The 17,816-nt window shown below is 71.2% G+C and carries 16 protein-coding genes; 1 reads left to right on the top strand and 15 read right to left on the bottom strand.

Annotated elements, in window-relative coordinates:
- Positions 1 to 72: 72 nt before the first annotated feature.
- From OG299_RS31190 to pgsA, 15 genes are all read right to left on the bottom strand, one after another.
- Positions 73 to 2,496: a RelA/SpoT family protein gene (locus OG299_RS31190; protein WP_266631026.1), complete on the bottom strand. Its 2,424-nt coding sequence runs from the start codon at positions 2,494 to 2,496 to the stop codon at positions 73 to 75.
- Between the two features lie 243 nt (positions 2,497 to 2,739).
- Positions 2,740 to 3,285 carry an adenine phosphoribosyltransferase gene (locus OG299_RS31185; RefSeq protein ID WP_405706546.1) on the bottom strand — a complete coding sequence of 182 codons (546 nt, stop codon included), beginning with the start codon at positions 3,283 to 3,285 and terminating at the stop codon, positions 2,740 to 2,742.
- A gap of 2 nt (positions 3,286 to 3,287) precedes the next feature.
- Positions 3,288 to 4,346, bottom strand: a complete 1,059-nt coding sequence (gene secF, locus OG299_RS31180; protein WP_327363260.1) for a protein translocase subunit SecF — start codon at positions 4,344 to 4,346, stop codon at positions 3,288 to 3,290.
- Between the two features lie 3 nt (positions 4,347 to 4,349).
- Positions 4,350 to 6,134, bottom strand: coding sequence for a protein translocase subunit SecD (gene secD, locus OG299_RS31175; protein WP_266631022.1), 1,785 nt, complete (start codon positions 6,132 to 6,134; stop codon positions 4,350 to 4,352).
- Between the two features lie 155 nt (positions 6,135 to 6,289).
- A complete protein-coding gene (gene yajC, locus OG299_RS31170) occupies positions 6,290 to 6,793 on the bottom strand; it encodes a preprotein translocase subunit YajC (RefSeq protein WP_266631019.1) in 504 nt (167 codons plus the stop codon).
- Positions 6,794 to 6,957: 164 nt separating this feature from the next.
- Complete coding sequence (gene ruvB / locus OG299_RS31165) at positions 6,958 to 8,019, bottom strand: Holliday junction branch migration DNA helicase RuvB (RefSeq protein WP_266631017.1); 1,062 nt, start codon at positions 8,017 to 8,019, stop codon at positions 6,958 to 6,960.
- 110 nt (positions 8,020 to 8,129) lie between these two features.
- On the bottom strand, positions 8,130 to 8,750 hold the full coding sequence (ruvA, locus tag OG299_RS31160; protein WP_266631015.1) for a Holliday junction branch migration protein RuvA: 621 nt from the start codon (positions 8,748 to 8,750) through the stop codon (positions 8,130 to 8,132).
- Positions 8,747 to 9,277 carry a crossover junction endodeoxyribonuclease RuvC gene (gene ruvC, locus OG299_RS31155; RefSeq protein WP_327363258.1) on the bottom strand — a complete coding sequence of 177 codons (531 nt, stop codon included), beginning with the start codon at positions 9,275 to 9,277 and terminating at the stop codon, positions 8,747 to 8,749. The genes ruvA and ruvC overlap by 4 nt, the downstream gene beginning before the upstream one ends.
- A 103-nt stretch (positions 9,278 to 9,380) precedes the next feature.
- Complete coding sequence (locus tag OG299_RS31150; RefSeq protein ID WP_030765687.1) at positions 9,381 to 10,133, bottom strand: YebC/PmpR family DNA-binding transcriptional regulator; 753 nt, start codon at positions 10,131 to 10,133, stop codon at positions 9,381 to 9,383.
- Positions 10,134 to 10,190: 57 nt separating this feature from the next.
- The gene (gene pdxT / locus OG299_RS31145) at positions 10,191 to 10,781 is read right to left on the bottom strand and encodes a pyridoxal 5'-phosphate synthase glutaminase subunit PdxT (protein ID WP_266631011.1); all 591 of its coding nucleotides are present in this window, start codon (positions 10,779 to 10,781) and stop codon (positions 10,191 to 10,193) included.
- An 8-nt stretch (positions 10,782 to 10,789) separates the two neighbouring features.
- Positions 10,790 to 11,707: a pyridoxal 5'-phosphate synthase lyase subunit PdxS gene (gene pdxS, locus OG299_RS31140; protein WP_030294529.1), complete on the bottom strand. Its 918-nt coding sequence runs from the start codon at positions 11,705 to 11,707 to the stop codon at positions 10,790 to 10,792.
- 172 nt (positions 11,708 to 11,879) lie between these two features.
- Complete coding sequence (locus OG299_RS31135; RefSeq protein ID WP_266631008.1) at positions 11,880 to 12,419, bottom strand: hypothetical protein; 540 nt, start codon at positions 12,417 to 12,419, stop codon at positions 11,880 to 11,882.
- A gap of 88 nt (positions 12,420 to 12,507) precedes the next feature.
- Positions 12,508 to 13,671, bottom strand: a complete 1,164-nt coding sequence (locus OG299_RS31130) for a glycosyltransferase family 4 protein (protein ID WP_327363256.1) — start codon at positions 13,669 to 13,671, stop codon at positions 12,508 to 12,510.
- On the bottom strand, positions 13,668 to 14,573 hold the full coding sequence (locus tag OG299_RS31125; RefSeq protein WP_266631004.1) for a phosphatidylinositol mannoside acyltransferase: 906 nt from the start codon (positions 14,571 to 14,573) through the stop codon (positions 13,668 to 13,670). The genes OG299_RS31130 and OG299_RS31125 overlap by 4 nt, the downstream gene beginning before the upstream one ends.
- Positions 14,573 to 15,238: a phosphatidylinositol phosphate synthase gene (pgsA, locus tag OG299_RS31120; RefSeq protein ID WP_327363255.1), complete on the bottom strand. Its 666-nt coding sequence runs from the start codon at positions 15,236 to 15,238 to the stop codon at positions 14,573 to 14,575. Before pgsA ends, OG299_RS31125 begins: the two co-directional genes overlap by 1 nt.
- A 242-nt stretch (positions 15,239 to 15,480) precedes the next feature.
- Here pgsA and OG299_RS31115 point away from each other — a divergent pair, with 242 nt between their 5' ends.
- Positions 15,481 to 17,676, top strand: a complete 2,196-nt coding sequence (locus OG299_RS31115) for an elongation factor G-like protein EF-G2 (protein ID WP_327363253.1) — start codon at positions 15,481 to 15,483, stop codon at positions 17,674 to 17,676.
- Positions 17,677 to 17,816: the final 140 nt, after the last annotated feature.

Below are 17,816 nucleotides of genomic sequence, written 5' to 3'. Positions count from 1 at the left end.
CGTACGAGGGCCCCGGTACGGAATGTCGTACCGGGGCCCTCGTACGTGCGCTGCGCGCGCTCAGGCGCTCGGCTACGGTCTGCGGGCCGAGGTGACGCGGTAGACGTCGTAGACGCCCTCCACGCCGCGTACGGCCTTCAGGACGTGGCCCAGGTGCTTCGGGTCGCCCATCTCGAAGGTGAACCGGGAGGTGGCCACCCGGTCGCGCGAGGTCTGGACGGCCGCGGAGAGGATGTTCACGTGCTGGTCCGACAGGACCCGGGTGACGTCCGACAGCAGCCGGGACCGGTCCAGCGCCTCGACCTGGATGGCGACCAGGAAGACCGAGGACTGGGTGGGCGCCCATTCGACCTCCAGCATCCGCTCGGGCTCCTGGGAGAGGGAGTCCACGTTGACGCAGTCGGCGCGGTGAACCGATACGCCGCTGCCGCGCGTGACGAAGCCGACGATCGGGTCTCCCGGGACCGGGGTGCAGCAGCGGGCCAGCTTGACCCACACGTCGTCGACGCCCTTGACGACCACGCCCGGGTCGGCGTTCTTGCGGCGCGTGCCCCGGGTCCGGGAGGGCGGGACGCTCTCCTCGATGTCCTCGTTGGCGGCCTCCTCGCCGCCGAGCGCCTGCACCAGCTTCTGTACGACGCCCTGCGCGGCCACGTGGCCCTCGCCGATCGCCGCGTACAGGGAGGAGATGTCGGGGTAGCGCATCTCGTGCGCGAGGGTGACGAGCGAGTCGCCGGTGAGGATGCGCTGGATCGGCAGGTTCTGCTTGCGCATGGCCCGCGCGATGGCGTCCTTGCCGTGCTCGATGGCCTCGTCGCGGCGCTCCTTGGAGAACCAGCCGCGGATCTTGTTGCGGGCCCGCGGGGACTTGACGAAGCCGAGCCAGTCGCGGGACGGGCCCGCGCCCTCGGCCTTGGAGGTGAAGACCTCGACGAGGTCGCCGTTGTCGAGGGTCGACTCGAGCGGGACGAGCCGGCCGTTGACGCGGGCGCCTATGGTCCGGTGGCCGACCTCGGTGTGGACGGCGTACGCGAAGTCCACGGGGGTGGCGCCGGCGGGCAGCGCGATGACGTCGCCCTTGGGCGTGAAGACGAAGACCTCGTTGCGGGAGAGGTCGAAGCGCAGCGAGTCGAGGAACTCGCCCGGGTCCTCGGTCTCCTTCTGCCAGTCCAGCAGCTGGCGCAGCCAGGCCATGTCGTTGACGGTGTCCTGCCCGGCGCTGCCCTTGGCGGCCTGCGGGACGTCGGTGCGGACCTTGGAGGTGCCGGCGACGGTCTGCTGCTTGTACTTCCAGTGCGCGGCGATGCCGTACTCGGCGCGGCGGTGCATGTCGAACGTGCGGATCTGGAGCTCGACGGGCTTGCCGCTGGGTCCGATGACCGTCGTGTGGAGCGACTGGTACATGTTGAACTTGGGCATCGCGATGTAGTCCTTGAACCGGCCGGGGACCGGATTCCATCGCGCGTGGACGGTGCCGAGGGCCGCGTAGCAGTCCCGTACGGTGTCGACGAGGACGCGGATGCCGACCAGGTCGTAGATCTCCGCGAAGTCGCGGCCGCGGACGATCATCTTCTGGTAGACGCTGTAGTAGTGCTTGGGCCGGCCGGTGACGGTGGCCTTGATGCGGGCGGCCCGGAGGTCGGTCTGCACCTCGTCGGTGACGACGGTGAGGTACTCGTCGCGCTTGGGCGCCCGCTCGGCGACGAGGCGGACGATCTCGTCGTACATCTTCGGGTAGAGGATCGCGAAGGCGAGGTCCTCGAGCTCCCACTTGATCGTGTTCATGCCCAGCCGGTGCGCCAGCGGGGCGTAGATCTCGAGGGTCTCGCGGGCCTTCTTCTCCTGCTTCTCCCGCTTGAGGTAGCGCATGGTGCGCATGTTGTGCAGGCGGTCGGCGAGCTTGATGACCAGGACGCGCGGGTCCTTGGCCATGGCGACGACCATCTTGCGGACGGTCTCGGCCTGCGCGGCCTCGCCGAACTTGACCCGGTCGAGCTTGGTGACGCCGTCGACGAGCAGGGCCACGGCGTCGCCGAAGTCGCGGCGCAGGTCCTCCAGCCCGTACTCGGTGTCCTCGACGGTGTCGTGCAGCAGGCCGGCCATGAGGGTGGCCGGATCCATGCCCAGCTCGGCGAGGATGGTGGTCACCGCGAGCGGGTGGGTGATGTACGGGTCGCCGCTCTTGCGCTTCTGACCGCGGTGCCAGCGCTCCGCGACCTGGTACGCCTGCTCGATCTGGCGCAGCGTGGCCGTCTCGATCTTCGGGTCGTTGCTGCGGACTATGCGGAGCAGCGGTTCCAGTACCGGGTTGTACGGGTTGGAACGCTGGACGCCGAGGCGGGCGAGCCGGGCGCGCACGCGGTTGGAGGACCCTGCCGACTTCGCGGGCGCGGGACGCACGGGCGGGGCCGGCGGGGGCGTGGCGGGGGGCGCCGCGGCCTGGTCGGCCTGCGGGTCGGGCTGCGCGGCGGAGAGTGGCTGGACCTCGTCTGGCAAGAGCGCTCCTCTGGGGGTCCCCCCGGACGAAGTTTGGGGGAGGATCCGGTGCCCGTGTCCGGTCCGGATAACCCATGGTAGCGATGGTTCCGGCCCCCCGTTCGCCGAGCCTCCATCCCGCGCAGGTCCGCCATGGGCGCAGGGCGGGTGGGGGACGGCCCCGCGCAGCGGCCGCCGCATACGCAGAAGCGGCGGCCACCCGGGGGATCCCGGACAGCCGCCGCTTCGTGGGCAGCAGCGTCGTCAGACGACGATCAGCGCGTCCAGCGGGGCCCCGCCCAGAGCAGTGCCCAGCTTGGCCCGGCCCGGCAGGAACGACAGCTCCATCAGGACCGCCACACCCGCGACCTCGGCCCCGGCCCGCCGGATCAGCGCCAGCGAGGCGTCGGCGGTACCGCCGGTGGCCAGGACGTCGTCGATGACCATGACCCGGTCACCGGCCGCCAGGTCCTCCGCGTGGACCTCGATCTCCGCCGTGCCGTACTCCAGCTCGTACGACTGCGCGAGCGTGGCGCCCGGCAGCTTCCCGGCCTTGCGCACCGGCACGAAGCCGATGCCCGCCTGGACCGCCACCGGCGCCGCGAGGATGAACCCGCGCGCCTCCAGCCCGACGATCTTCGTCGCGCCGTACTGCCCGGCCAGCTCCACCAGCGCGTCCGTCAGGGCCGCGAAGGCCTTCGGGTCCGCCAGCAGCGGGGTGATGTCCTTGAACATCACGCCCGGCTTCGGGTAGTCCGGGACGTCCTTGATCCGGCTGAGCAGCAGCTCGCGGGCCTCGGGGGACAGCACGCTCACCGGCGCCGTCCCGACCGGCCCTGGGCCACGACCTGCGGAGCGTCGCCCGCCTCGTTGCCCTCGTCGTCCACGGACTCGCCCTTCGCCGCCGCGGCCGCCCGCTTGGCGAGCACCCGCTTCTTCAGGGCCTTCATCGCCGGCTCGCGCTCCTTGAGGTCCACGACCAGCGGGGTCGCGATGAAGATCGAGGAGTACGCACCGGCCGCGAGGCCGACGAACAGCGACAGCGAGATGTCGTTCAGCATGCCGGCGCCCAGGAAGCCGCCGCCGATGAAGAGCAGCGCCCCGACGGGGAGCAGCGCGACGACCGTGGTGTTGATCGAGCGGACGAGGGTGCCGTTGATGCTGCGGTTGGCGACCTCGCTGAACGTGTAGCGGGTCTGCTTGGTGATGTCCTTCGAGCCCTCCTTCAGACCGTCGAAGACGACGACGGTGTCGTAGAGGGAGTAACCGAGGATCGTCAGCAGACCGATCACGGTGCCCGGCGTGACCTCGAAGCCGACCAGCGCGTACACGCCGACGGTGATGGTGAGGTCGTGGATCAGGGCGATCAGTGCGGCGACCGCCATCCGCCACTCGAAGGCGATGGCGAGGTAGATCACCACGAGGACCATGAAGACGGCGAGGCCGGTCCAGGCCTTGTTCGCGATCTGGTCGCCCCAGCTGGGGCCGACCAGGTCCGCGTTGATGTCGGCCTCGGTGACCTTGAGGTCGGTGGCGAGCTGCTTCTTGACGCCCGCCGCGTCGTTCGTGTCCAGACCCGAGATCTGGATGCGCAGGCCGCCCGTGCCGAGCTCCTGGACGATCGCGTCGTGGCCCGAGGCCTTCTGCGCTTCCTCGGTCGCCCTGGCGACGGAGACGGCCGTCTTCGGGGTGGTGAAGACGGCACCGCCCTTGAACTCGATGCCCATGTTGAGGCCCTGAACGGCCAGGGCCACGATCGCCGTGATGGTGATCAGGATGGAAACGCCGTACCAGATGAAGCGCTTGCCGACGAAGTCGTAGCCGACCTCACCGCGGTACAGCCTGGCGCCGAGATCTCCCAGCTTCGACATCTCTCACGCCTCCTTTGCGTCGACGGGAGCGGTGACGGAACCGGAGCCGGTACGGCGGGACCGGCGCAGCGGCGGCTTGGCGCCGAGCCGCTTCGGGTCGAGTCCGGACCAGGGGTGACCGCTGGAGAAGAACTTCGTACGGGCCATCAGCGTCATGACCGGCTTGGTGAAGAGGAACACCACGACCACGTCGAGCACGGTGGTCAGACCCAGCGTGAAGGCGAAGCCCTGCACCTTGCCGACGGTGACGATGAACAGCACCGCGGCGGCCAGGAACGACACGAAGTCGGAGACCAGGATGGTGCGCCGGGCGCGCGGCCAGGCCCGCTCCACGGCGGGACGCAGGGTACGGCCGTCACGGATCTCGTCACGGATGCGCTCGAAGTACACGATGAACGAGTCCGCCGTGATGCCGATCGCGACGATCGCACCGCAGACGGCGGGCAGGTTCAGCGCGAAGCCGATGCCCTTTCCGAGCAGCGCCATGATCGAGTACGTGAGGATCGCGGACACCAGGAGGCTGACGATGGCGATGAAGGCCAGGCCCCGGTAGTACACGAGCAGGTAGATCACCACGAGGATGAGGCCGATGGCGCCGGCGATCAGGCCGGCCTTCAGCTGCTCGCCGCCGAGCGCGGCGGTGACGGTGGTGACGCTGTCCTCGCTGAAGGAGAGCGGCAGGGCGCCGTACGAGAGCATGTTGCCCAGGTCCTGCGCGGACTGCTGGGTGAAGCCGCCGGAGATCTCGGCGTTGCCGCCGGTCAGCGCCTGGCTCACGGACGGGTCGGAGACGACCTCGCCGTCGAGCACGATCGCGAACTGGTTCTGCGGCATCTGCTTGGTGGCGAGCTCACCGGTGATCTTGGCGAACTTGTCGGCGCCCTTGTCGGTGAACTGCATCGTGACGATCCACTGGCCACGCTGCGAGTCGATGACACCCTTGGCGTCCTTGACGTCCGTACCGGCGACACCGGCCGGGCCGAGGATCCACTTGCCCCAGGTGTTGCCGCGCTTGCCACAGGCCAGCGTCGCGTCCTCGGGCTTGGCGCCCTTGCCCGCGGCGGCGCGCTGCGCCTCGTTGGTGCAGTCCAGCGCGGCGAACTTCGCCTGCAGGTCGGCGGCGGCCGCCTCGACGCCCGACGGGGCCGGGGTCGGGGCCGGAGCCTTGTTGTCGTCTGCCTTCTTCGACTCGCTCGCCGAGGGCGAGGGAGTGGCGGTGGCGGCCGGGGCCTTGAGGGCCTCGCTGAGCACACGGCCCTGGGAAGTGGCGCTGGACGACGGGCTGGCCGGGGCGCCGGGCTTGCCGCTGCCCTCGGCCTTCGGGGCGCCGGAGCTGCTCGCGGAGGGGCTCGGCGTGCCCTCGGGGGCTGCCGGGGCGCCGTCCGCGAAGGCCAGGACCGGGCGGAAGTACAGCTGGGCGGTGGTACCGACCTGCTCGCGAGCCTGCTTCTCGTTCGTCCCCTTGGGGATGTTCACGATGATGTGGTCGCGGCCCTGCGTCTGGACCTCGGCCTCCGAGACGCCCAGACCGTTGACGCGGCGCTCGATGATGCCGACCGCCGTGGTCATGTTGGTCTCGTTGATCGCGTCCGGCTTGCCGGGCTCGCTCTTGGCCTTGAGCGTGATGCTCGTACCGCCCGCGAGGTCGATGCCGAGCCGGGGGGTCGTCTGCTTCGTGAGGAACATCCCCGCGGTGAGCGCCACCATCGCGATCAGGATGATGGCCAGGGCGCGCCCCGGCCTCCCCTGAGCCCCCGTGGGCCGCCGGCCCTTCTTCGGTGCTGCCACCTTGTCGTATCTCCCTGTCCAACCGCTCCGCGCCGGGTCAGCGCGGGGACGGCCACGAAAAATGTGTGGTGGGGACCCCTGCCCCCCGCAGAAGTGTCACTGACGGGGACCGTGTCGGCCGCCGGTCGGGCGCCTTCGCGGTCCCCGGCCGCGCGCTACTTCGTGCCGGCCTCACCGTCGGCCTTGCCGTCCTTGGGCTCTGCGTCGTCCGACGCGTCGGCCTTCGGCTCGCCGGCCTCGGGCTCGTCCTTCTTGCCCAGGTCGAGCTTCGGGGCCTCGCCCTCCGGCTTGTCCGCGTCCTTGTCCGCGTCCTTGTCCAGGGTCAGCGAGGAGGCGTCGTCCGGGACGACCGGCGTGTCGATCGTCAGATCATCACCGGTGCCGTGGACGATGCGGTTGTACTCCGCGTCCTCCAGGACGGCGCCGATGGCGTTCTTCGCGAAGATCGCGTGAACACCGGGGGCCACCTCGAGGGTGACGGTGTCGTCGCCGATCTCCTTCACCGTGGCGTACATGCCGCCGATGGTGCGGACACCGGTGCCGGGCACCATGTGGTCACGCATCTGCGCGGCCGCCTGCTGCTTCTTCTTCGCGGAGCGGGTCATCAGGAACATCGCCCCGATGAGCACGATGAACGGGAGGAGTGTCACGAGATTCACGGGACGGAGATCCTTCGCACGACCGCACGGGAGACGGCCTTTTTCTACGGGGGTGGGCATACCGACCTGAAGGGTCGGCATCGGCGGAGTCTAGGCGAGTCCGCACCGATGGAACAACGCCCAGCATGGCACCGCAGTTCCTGAGCGGGCGAACCTCCGCGCCGTCAGGCCCCGAACAAGCCCTGTTGTCCGCTTGATCCGCTCCCGCCGTTCTGCGGCGGGACGAGTCCCAGGTGAGCCCATGCGGCGGGGGTCGCGACCCGGCCCCTGGGAGTACGGGCGAGCAGCCCCTCCCGTACCAGGAACGGCTCGGCGACCTCCTCCACGGTCTCGCGCTCCTCGCCGACGGCGACGGCGAGGGTGGACAGCCCGACGGGACCGCCGCCGAACAGCTTGAGCAGGGCTTCGAGCACGGCCCGGTCGAGCCGGTCGAGCCCGCGCCCGTCCACCTCGTACACCTGCAGGGCGGTACCGGCCACCTCGCGGTTGATCACGCCGTCGGCCCGGACCTGCGCGTAGTCCCGGACCCGGCGCAGCAGGCGGTTGGCGATGCGCGGGGTGCCGCGGGAGCGGCCGGCGATCTCGGCGGCGCCGGCGGTGTCGATCTCCACGTCGAGGAGGCGGGCGGAGCGGTGAATGACGCGTTCCAGCTCCTCGGGGGCGTAGAACTCCATGTGCCCGGTGAAGCCGAAGCGGTCGCGCAGGGGCGGGGGGAGCAGGCCGGCGCGGGTCGTCGCCCCGACGAGGGTGAACGGCGGCAGCTCGAGGGGGATGGCGGTGGCCCCGGGCCCCTTGCCGACGATCACGTCGACGCGGAAGTCCTCCATGGCCATGTACAGCATCTCCTCGGCGGGCCGGGACATGCGGTGGATCTCGTCGAGGAAGAGGACCTCGCCCTCCTGGAGGGAGGACAGGATCGCGGCGAGGTCGCCGGCGTGCTGGATGGCGGGGCCGGAGGTGATCCGGATGGGCGCGCCCATCTCGGCGGCGATGATCATGGAGAGGGTGGTCTTGCCGAGGCCGGGCGCGCCGGAGAGCAGGACGTGATCGGCGGTGGCTCCGCGCTGCCGGGCCGCCTTCAGCACCAGATCGAGCTGCTGGCGGACCTTCTCCTGGCCGACGAACTCGCCGAGGTCCTTGGGGCGCAGGGCCGCCTCGACGGCGGTGTCCTCGCCGTCTGCCGCCGCCGCCACGATCCGGTCGTCGCTCTCGTCATCCCAGTTCACGCTGTCAGTCTGCCTTCTCGGTTCGTACGGTGGTCTCTACCGGCCCGCCGCTTGCCCTGCGGGGGCGGGGACCGGCCCCGGCCGCGGTACCCCGTGCGGCGTCGGCGAGGTCAGCGGGCTCGGTTCAAGGTCTGGAGAGCCGCCCGCAGGAGCTGGGGGACGGGGGCCGATCCGCCGGCGGCAAGGGCGGCCTCCGCCTGCGGGGTCACCGCCGACACCGCTTCCTCCGCCTCCCGGGAGGCGTACCCCAGGCCGATCAGGGCTGCCGAGAGCTGCTCGGTCCAGGGGGCGGGACCGGAGGCGACGGGGGCGCGCTGCGCGCCGACCAGCGGTGCGCCCAGCTTGTCCTTCAGCTCCAGGAGCAGCTTCTGGGCCCCCTTCTTGCCGATCCCGGGGACGGCCATCAGGGCCTTCTCGTCCCCCGTGCCGACGGCCACCCGCAGCGCATCCGGACGGTGCACCCCCAGCATCGCCTGCGCGAGCCTCGGCCCCACCCCGCTCGCGGTCTGCAGCAGTTCGAAGACCTGCCGCTCGTCGTCGTCGGCGAAGCCGTACAGCGTCAGCGAGTCCTCCCGTACGACCAGGGAGGTGGCGAGCCGCGCCGTCTCCCCGGTCCGCAGGCCGGCGATGGTGTTCGGCGTGCACTGCACGGCCATGCCCACTCCCCCGACCTCGATCACGGCCAGGGTGGGGGTGAGCGCGGCGACGGGGCCGCTGACGAAGGCGATCATGAGGGGCGGCCTTTCGAGGCGTGCAGGGCGACCGCCTGCTGGAGGCGGTTGTGGGCGGGGGCCCGCCAGATGTGGCAGATGGCGAGCGCGAGGGCGTCCGCGGCGTCGGCCGGTTTGGGCGGGGCGGAGAGCCGCAGCAGCCTGGTCACCATCGCACCGACCTGTGCCTTGTCGGCCCGGCCGGATCCGGTGACGGCGGCCTTGACCTCGCTGGGGGTGTGCAGGGCGACCGGTATCCCGCGACGCGCCGCGCAGAGCATGGCAACGGCGCTCGCCTGGGCGGTCCCCATCACCGTGCTGACGTTGTGCTGGCTGAACACCCGCTCCACGGCGACGACTTCGGGCCGGTGCTCGTCGAGCCACTGCTCGATGCCGGCCTCGATGGCGACGAGCCGGTTCCCCAACTCCGCGTCCGCGGGCGTCCGTACGACCCCCACCGCGAGCATCGTCAGCGGACGGCCGGCGACGCCCTCGACCACGCCGACACCGCACCGGGTCAGCCCCGGGTCCACACCGAGAACGCGCACCCCACCCCTCCTTCGACAGCCAGTGCGTGCAGGCTAACCGGTGGCACTGACAAAGCGGCGGGCCGACGGGGTGCGTCCCCGTCGGCCCGCCGCTGATGCCCGATCAGGCGTCGACCTTCTCCATGACCTCGTCCGAGACGTCGAAGTTGGCGAAGACGTTCTGCACGTCGTCGCTGTCCTCGAGCGCGTCGATCAGCTTGAAGATCTTGCGCGCGCCCTCCTCGTCCAGCTCGACCTGCATGGTCGGCAGGAAGTTGGAGTCGGCCGAGTCGTAGTCGATGCCGGCGGCCTGGAGCGCGGTACGGACCGCGACCATGTCGGTGGCCTCGCTGATGATCTCGAAGCTCTCGCCGAGGTCGTTGACCTCTTCGGCACCGGCGTCGAGCACCGTCTCCAGGACGTCGTCCTCGGAGAGCTCGCCCTTGGGCAGCAGCACGACACCCTTGCGGTTGAACAGGTACGAGACCGAGCCCGGGTCGGCCATCGAACCGCCGTTGCGGGTCATGGCGACGCGCACGTCGGAGGCGGCACGGTTGCGGTTGTCCGTGAGGCACTCGATGAGCACCGCGACGCCGTTCGGACCGTAGCCCTCGTACATGATCGTCTCGTAGTCGGCGCCGCCGGCCTCGAGACCGCCGCCGCGCTTGACCGCGGAGTCGATGTTCTTGTTCGGGACCGAGCTCTTCTTGGCCTTCTGGATGGCGTCGAAGAGCGTCGGGTTGCCGTCGATGTCGGCACCGCCCATACGGGCCGCGACCTCGATGTTCTTGATCAGCTTCGCGAAGAGCTTGCCGCGCTTGGCGTCAACCACGGCCTTCTTGTGCTTCGTCGTAGCCCATTTAGAGTGGCCGGACATCTGCCTGTCTCCTTCGCGTCACCAACAATGTTCGCCTCAGATCCTACCGGGACGCCGTTACAGCCCCGCGCGCACCATGTCGACGAAGTACGCGTGGACCCGGTCGTCACCCGTCAGCTCGGGGTGGAACGAGGTGGCGAGCACATTGCCCTGGCGCACGGCGACGGTGTGGCCGTCGTACGTGGCGAGCACCTCGGCACAGGCGCCGACGGACTCGACCCAGGGTGCGCGGATGAAGACGCCCTCGACGGGGCCGCCCTCTATGCCGGCGAAGTCGACCTGCGCCTCGAAGGACTCGTTCTGCCGGCCGAAGGCGTTGCGGCGCACGATCATGTCGATGCCGCCCAGGGTCTCCTGGTCGTCACGGCCGTCCAGGAGCTTGTCGGCGAGCATGATCATGCCGGCGCAGGTGCCGTAGACCGGCATGCCGGCCCGCACGCGCTCGCGCAGCGGCTCCAGCATGCCGAACAGCACGGCGAGCTTCGACATGGTCGTGGACTCGCCGCCGGGGATCACCAGGGCGTCGACCTCGGCGAGCTCCTCGGGACGCCGGACCGGCCTGGCCACGGCGTCAGCCGAGGCCAGGGCGATCAGGTGTTCCCGTACGTCGCCCTGGAGTGCCAGGACACCAATCACGGGGGTGGTCATGGTGATGACTACCAGCCGCGGTTGGCGTAGCGCTCGGACTCGGGGAGGGTGTCGCAGTTGATGCCGACCATGGCCTCGCCCAGGTTGCGGGAGGCGTCCGCGATGATCTTCGGGTCGTCGTAGAAGGTGGTGGCCTTCACGATGGCGGCGGCGCGCTTGGCCGGGTCGCCCGACTTGAAGATGCCGGAGCCGACGAAGACGCCCTCGGCGCCGAGCTGGCGCATCAGCGCGGCGTCGGCCGGGGTGGCGACGCCGCCGGCGGAGAACAGCACGACCGGGAGCTTGCCGAGCTCGGCAACTTCCTTGACGAGCTCGTACGGGGCGCGCAGCTCCTTGGCGGCGGCGAACAGCTCGTTGTTGTCGTAGCCGCGCAGGCGGGCGATCTCGTTCTTGATCTGGCGCAGGTGGCGGACGGCCTCGACGACGTTGCCGGTGCCGGCCTCACCCTTGGAGCGGATCATGGCCGCGCCCTCGGCGATGCGGCGCAGGGCCTCGCCCAGGTTGGTGGCACCGCAGACGAAGGGGGTGGTGAACGCCCACTTGTCGGAGTGGTTGACCTCGTCGGCCGGGGTCAGGACCTCGGACTCGTCGATGTAGTCGACGCCGAGGGACTGCAGGACCTGGGCCTCGACGAAGTGGCCGATGCGGGACTTGGCCATGACCGGGATGGAGACGGCCTCGATGATCTCTTCGATCATGTTCGGGTCCGACATGCGCGCGACGCCGCCGTCCTTGCGGATGTCGGCGGGGACCCGCTCGAGGGCCATGACGGCCACGGCGCCGGCGTCCTCGGCGATCTTCGCCTGCTCGGCGTTGACCACGTCCATGATCACGCCGCCCTTGAGCTGCTCGGCCATGCCGCGCTTGACGCGGGAGGTGCCGATCGCGGACTCAGCGGACTGCGGGGTGGAGGGAAGCGTGCTCACGGATTGACCTCACTCGAAGGGAAGACGGGTGCTGCGGCGGTACTGCGCGCAAGTGCTGCGGTGGTACTCCGCCGAGCAAACCGCCCCGGACCAGTCCACCGCAAGGGCCAATGAGGAGCCGGTGGCCTCTTTCGAATTGGCCTTTGGGTACAACTAGAGCCGCCTGAGGCGGCTAGGGCCGGTCTGCAAGATCCACCGGAGGCTCATCGTCCATTTCGAACGCGAGCGGGAACGGGGCATGGCCGGCCAGCCGGAACCAGCGGACCTTGCGGTGGCGGCGCAGCGCCCGGGCGGCCCGGACCGCGTCGTTGTGGAACCGCCGCGCCATGGGCACCCGGCGGACCGCCGCGGCCAGCTCCTCGGCGGCCGCCTCGCCGCCGGGGGCGGCCTTGAGCACCTCGACCTGGGCGGCATCGGAGAACACCGCGCGCAGCGCCTGGCTGAGCTCGCTCTCGGCGACCTCGCGGTGCTCCTCCTCGGCCTGGCGGGCGGCGTGCGCGGCCTCGTACAGGACGATCGAGGAGGCGGGGTCGAGCGCTCCGGAGGCGGCCACCTCGATCACCACCGAGGCGCGCCGCACGAGCTGGGCGTCCAGGGCGGCGCGGGCGGCGTCCATCCGCGAGTGCAGCCGGTCCAGCCGTCCGGCGGTCCAGCTGAGGTAGACGCCGATGACGCCGAGCGCCAGGGCAGTCCAGACAAGGGTTTCGATCACGGCCCGCGACAATACCCCCTCCCCGCTCACGCGCCCCTCGCACGGGTCGGCCCTGACGGGCCGGGAGGGCCCGGAGCGGGGAGCGCGGCTACGCGTCCCGGGTCAGGCCGAGGCGGGTGCGCAGGCTGACGCGCTCGTCCGTGGCCACCGCCGCCGCACCGTCGGTCACCGTTTCGTAGACCGCCAGGATGTCCGCGCCGACCGTCGACCAGTCGAAGCGGCGCACGTGCGCCGAGCCGCGGGCGCTGAGCTCCGCCCGGCGGGCCGGGTCGCGCAGCAGGGCCACCGCGCCGGCCGCCAGCGCGTCCGCGTCCTCGTTGGTGAACAGCTCCCCCGCCGCCCCCTGGTCCAGGACCTGCGCGAACGCGTCCAGGTCGGAGGCGAGCACCGCCGCCCCCGCCGACAGCGCCTCGACCAGGATGATGCCGAAGCTCTCGCCGCCGGTGTTCGGGGCCACGTACACGTCGACGCTGCGCAGCAGCCGCGCCTTGTCCTCGTCGGAGACCATGCCGAGGAACTCCACCCGCGCCCGCAGGTCGGCGGGCAGGGAGGCGACCGCCTCCTCCTCGTCGCCGCGGCCGGCCACGAGGAGCCGTACGTCGGGGCACTGCGCGACGATGCGCGGGAAGGCCGCCATGAGTACCGGCAGGCCCTTGCGGGGCTCGTCGATCCGGCCGATGAACCCGAGGGTCTGCCCGGACCAGTCGGGTTTCGGCTCGGCCTTGGCGAAGAAGTCCACGTCGACGCCGTTGGGGATCACGACCGCGTCCCCGCCCAGGTGCTCGACCAGCGTGCGGCGCGCGTACTCGCTCACCGCGATCCGCGCGCTGATCTTCTCCAGCGCCGGCTGGAGGATCGGGTACGCCGCGATCATGGCGCGCGAGCGCGGGTTCGAGGTGTGGAACGTGGCCACGATCGGGCCCTGGGCCGCCCAGCAGGACAGCAGTCCCAGCGAGGGCGAGGCCGGCTCGTGGATGTGGATCACGTCGAAGACGCCGTCGTGCAGCCAGCGCCGCACCCGGGCCGCCGACAGGAAGCCGAAGTTCAGCCGGGCCACCGACCCGTTGTACGGCACCGGCACCGCCCGCCCCGCCGAGACCACGTACGGCGGCAGCGGCGTCTCGTCGTCCGCCGGGGCCAGCACCGACACCTCGTGGCCGAGGCGGATCAGGTGCTCGGCGAGGTCGCGGATGTGGAACTGGACGCCGCCGGGCACGTCCCACGAGTACGGGCAGACAATGCCGATCTTCACGCGGAGCGCTCCTCCAGGTCGTCCAGCCACAGCCGCTGCAGCATGTGCCAGTCCTCCGGGTGCTCGGCGATCCCCTGCGCGAAGGCATCCGCCACCGCCTGGGCCATGGCGGTGGTCTTCTCGGTCCGGGTCCCGGTCTTCGGCACCTCGACCTCGGGGTGGATCCGGCCGTACATCTTCGGCGTCTCGCCGTAGTGCAGGGTCGCCGGGAGCAGCACCGCACCGGTCTGCTGGGCCAGCAGCGCCGGTCCGGCCGGCATGCGGGCCGTGGAGCCGAAGAAGTCCACCTCGACCCCGGAGGCCGACAGGTCGCGGTCCGCGACCAGGCAGACCAGGCCGCCGGAGCGCAGCCTGCGGGCCAGGGTGCCGAAGGCGGCGCCGCCGCTGTGCGGCAGGACCTCCATGCCCAGGCTCTCGCGGTAGGCGACGAACCGGTCGTAGAGGCTCTCGGGCTTGAGCCGCTCGGCGACCGTGGTGAACGGCGCCTTCATGTGGCCGATGGCCCAGGCCCCGGCGAGGTCCCAGTTGGCGAGGTGCGGCAGCGCCACGACGACCCCGCGCCCGGAGTCGAGGGCCTCGCGCAGCAGGTGCTCGTCCTTGAACTCGACATCGGTGCCGAAGCGCTCCGGGTCCATGGTCGGCAGCCGGAAGGATTCCATCCAGTAGCGCATGTACGAGCGCATGCCGGCCTGCGAGAGCTCCCGCAGCCGCTCAGGCCCGGCGTCCGGCACGACTCGAGCCAGGTTCGACTCCAGCCGCAGCACGCTCTTGCCGCGCCGCTTCCACGCGAAGTCGGCGATGCGGCGTCCGAGGGCCACCGCGGCCGGCTCCGGCAGCTTCTTGACCCCGGCCCAGCCGAGCCCGTACAGGCCGTCGACCAGCTTGTCCTGCGCCCGGCCCATCAGGCCGCGCCGCCCTCGGCCACGGCGGCCGCCGCGTCGGCCTCCGCCGCCTCACGGCGTACGGTGACCACCCGCTGGATCAGCGTGACCAGCGAGCCCACGGCCACGACCCACAGGGCGATCGGCAGCAGCACCCCGATCCAGGACGGCACCCCGAAGGTCTCCAGTCCGGACAGGCCGGCCGCGACCAGCGAGATCACCAGCCGCTCGGCGCGCTCGATGAGCCCGTTGACGGCGACCGGCAGCCCGATCGCCTCGCCGCGGGCCTTCGTGTACGAGACCACCTGGCCGCTGGCCAGGCAGAAGATCGCCACCGCGCACAGCGCGTTGTCGTTCCCGTTGCCCGCGTACCAGAGCGCGAGGCCGCCGAAGATCGCCGCGTCGGCCACCCGGTCGAGCGTCGAGTCGAGGAACGCGCCCCAGCGGCTGGAGACGCCCGCCTGGCGCGCCATGTTCCCGTCCACCAGGTCGGAGAACACGAACAGGGTGATGGTGATCGTGCCCCAGAAGAACTCCCCCCGGGGGAAGAAGACCAGCGCACCCGCCACCACTCCGGCCGTGCCGATCAGGGTGACCGCGTCCGGGCTCACCCCCCGCCGGAGGAGAAAAGCGGCGAATGGCGTGAGAACACGCGTGAAGAATGCACGCGCGTACTTGTTCAGCATGGCCTTCCCGGAGGGTCGCTGGGCCGCACGGCCACATCGGCCACCGGCTGGCCCATCGTAGCCAGCGCCCCGGGCCCCCACTGCCCCGCACCCACCGGTTCGCGCCAGACAATCACCGGTCCATGCCCGCGCCACGCTCCGGACAGTGCCGGGTACTACGTATGGACGCAGTGTGACCCCGGTGCAAAGCTCGAAGGACCCCGATCAACCTCCTCACCGTCACACCGGGAGGCACGAGCACCATGGGAGCCACATCACACCAAGCCGGAGCCGCCGGCAGGGCACCGACGGCCGACCGGCCGTCGTCCGTACGGAACGTCGTGCTGGTCGGCCACAGCGGAGCCGGCAAGACCACGCTGGTCGAGGCCCTCGCCCTGACGGCGGGCGCCGTCAACCGGGCCGGCCGGGTCGAGGACGGCACCGCCGTCTCCGACTACGACGAGATCGAACACCGGCAGCAGCGGTCCGTACAGCTGTCCCTCGTCCCCGTCGAATGGGGCGGGATCAAGATCAACATCCTGGACACCCCCGGATACGCCGACTTCGTCGGCGAGCTCAGGGCCGGTCTGCGCGCCGCGGACGCGGCCCTTTTCGTCGTCTCCTCCTCCGACGGCATCGACGGCGCCACCCGCATGGTCTGGGACGAGTGCGAGGCCGTCGGCATGCCCCGCGCCATCGTCGTCACCCATCTGGAGGCCGCCCGGGCCGACTATGCACAGATGACCACCGTCTGCGGCGAGATCTTCGGAGCCGAGGACCCCGACGCCGTCATCCCGCTCTACCTGCCCCTGTACGGGCCTCCCGGCCCCGACGGGCACACCCCCGTCGCCGGCCTGCTCGGCCTGCTCTCCCAGCGCGTGTACGACTACACCTCCGGGGAGCGCGTGGAGCGCGACCCCGCGCCCGACGAACTCGCCCTGATCGCCGGCGCCCGCTCCCGCCTCATCGAGGGGATCATCGCGGAGAGCGAGGACGAGAGCCTCATGGACCGCTACCTCGGCGGCGAGGACATCGACATCAAGACGCTCGTCGACGATCTCGAGCGCGCCGTGGCCCGCGGTACCTTCCACCCCGTCCTGATGGCCGCCCCCGCCACCGACGGCGCCCGCCAGGGCCTCGGCACCGTCGAGCTCCTGGAACTGGTCACCGGCGGATTCCCCACCCCCCTGGAGCGCGCCGCCGTCGCCGTCACCGCCCCGGACGGCGCCGACCGCCCGGCCGTCACCTGCGACCCCGACGGGCCCCTCGTCGCCGAGGTCGTCAAGACCTCCTCCGACCCCTACGTCGGCCGCGTCTCCCTCGTCCGCGTCTTCTCCGGCACCCTGCGCCCCGAGGAGACCGTGCACGTCAGCGGCCACGGCCTGGCCGACCGCGGGCACGAGGACCACGACGTCGAGGAGCGGATCGGCACCCTCACCTCCCCCTTCGGCAAGCAGCAGCGCACCCTCACCCGGGTCATCGCCGGCGACCTCGCCTGCGTGGCCAAACTCACCCGCGCCGAGACCGGCGACACCCTCTCGGCCAAGGACCGGCCCCTGCTCATGGAGCCTTGGCCGATGCCCGACCCGCTGCTCCCCCTCGCCATCGCGGCCCACAGCAAGGCCGACGAGGACAAGCTCTCCCAGGGCCTGGCCCGGCTCGTCGCCGAGGACCCCACGATGCGGCTGGAACAGAACCCGCACACCCACCAGGTCGTCCTGTGGTGCCTCGGCGAGGCCCACCAGGACGTCGCCCTCGAACGGCTGCGCACCCGCTACGGGGTCCAGGTCGACCCCGTCCCGCACAAGGTGAGCCTGCGCGAGACGTTCGGCGCCAAGGCGGCCGGCCGCGGCCGGCACGTCAAACAGTCCGGCGGACACGGCCAGTTCGCCATCTGCGAGATCGAGGTCGAACCGCTCCCGCCCGGCAGCGGCATCGAGTTCGTCGACAAGGTCGTCGGCGGCGCCGTGCCCCGCCAGTTCATCCCGTCCGTCGAGAAGGGCGTACGCACCCAGGCCGCGCGCGGGGTCGCGGCCGGCTATCCGCTGGTCGACGTGCGCATCACCCTCCTCGACGGCAAGGCGCACTCGGTGGACTCCTCCGACGCCGCCTTCCAGACCGCGGGCGCCCTCGCCCTGCGCGAAGCCGCCGCCGAGGCCCGCATCCACCTCCTCGAACCGGTCGCCGAGCTCGCCGTCCTCGTCCCCGACGAGTACGTCGGCCCCGTCATGAGCGACCTCGCGGGCCGCCGCGGCCGCGTCGTCGGCACCGAACAGGCCGACCCCGGCCGTACGTGCGTGCGCGCGGAGATCCCCGAGATCGAGATCGGCCGGTACGCCGTCGAACTGCGCTCGGTCTCGCACGGCACGGGCCGGTTCACCCGCGCCTACGTCCGGCACGAGCCGATGCCGCCCCAGATCGCCGAAAAGGTGCGGGAACAGGCCGAGAAGGGAACCTGATTGGCATAGCGCCGAAGACGCCTGGGAGCCGCCCACCCAACCCGCTTGCGGTGGGCGGCATTTCCCTGTCCCATGACCATGGGAAGAGATACGCCGATAGGCTCATCTGCGCGGCAAAAGAGCACAACGCACAGCGATGG

Source organism: Streptomyces sp. NBC_01296 (assembly GCF_035984415.1).
Classification (GTDB): Bacteria; Actinomycetota; Actinomycetes; order Streptomycetales; family Streptomycetaceae; genus Streptomyces.
This window is presented reverse-complemented; position numbering and strand designations above follow the sequence as displayed.

Bases quoted from the DNA above. Each gene is read 5' to 3' on its own strand.
- secF (WP_327363260.1), bottom strand. From the start codon at position 4,346: ATGTCGAAGCTGGGAGATCTCGGCGCCAGGCTGTACCGCGGTGAGGTC.
- ruvA (WP_266631015.1), bottom strand. From the start codon at position 8,750: ATGATCGCCTTCGTCAGCGGCCCCGTCGCCGCGCTCACCCCCACCCTG.
- pdxT (WP_266631011.1), bottom strand. From the start codon at position 10,781: ATGACCACCCCCGTGATTGGTGTCCTGGCACTCCAGGGCGACGTACGG.
- OG299_RS31115 (WP_327363253.1), top strand. From the start codon at position 15,481: ATGGGAGCCACATCACACCAAGCCGGAGCCGCCGGCAGGGCACCGACG.
- OG299_RS31125 (WP_266631004.1), bottom strand. From the start codon at position 14,573: ATGGGCCGGGCGCAGGACAAGCTGGTCGACGGCCTGTACGGGCTCGGC.
- pgsA (WP_327363255.1), bottom strand. From the start codon at position 15,238: ATGCTGAACAAGTACGCGCGTGCATTCTTCACGCGTGTTCTCACGCCA.
- OG299_RS31150 (WP_030765687.1), bottom strand. From the start codon at position 10,133: ATGTCCGGCCACTCTAAATGGGCTACGACGAAGCACAAGAAGGCCGTG.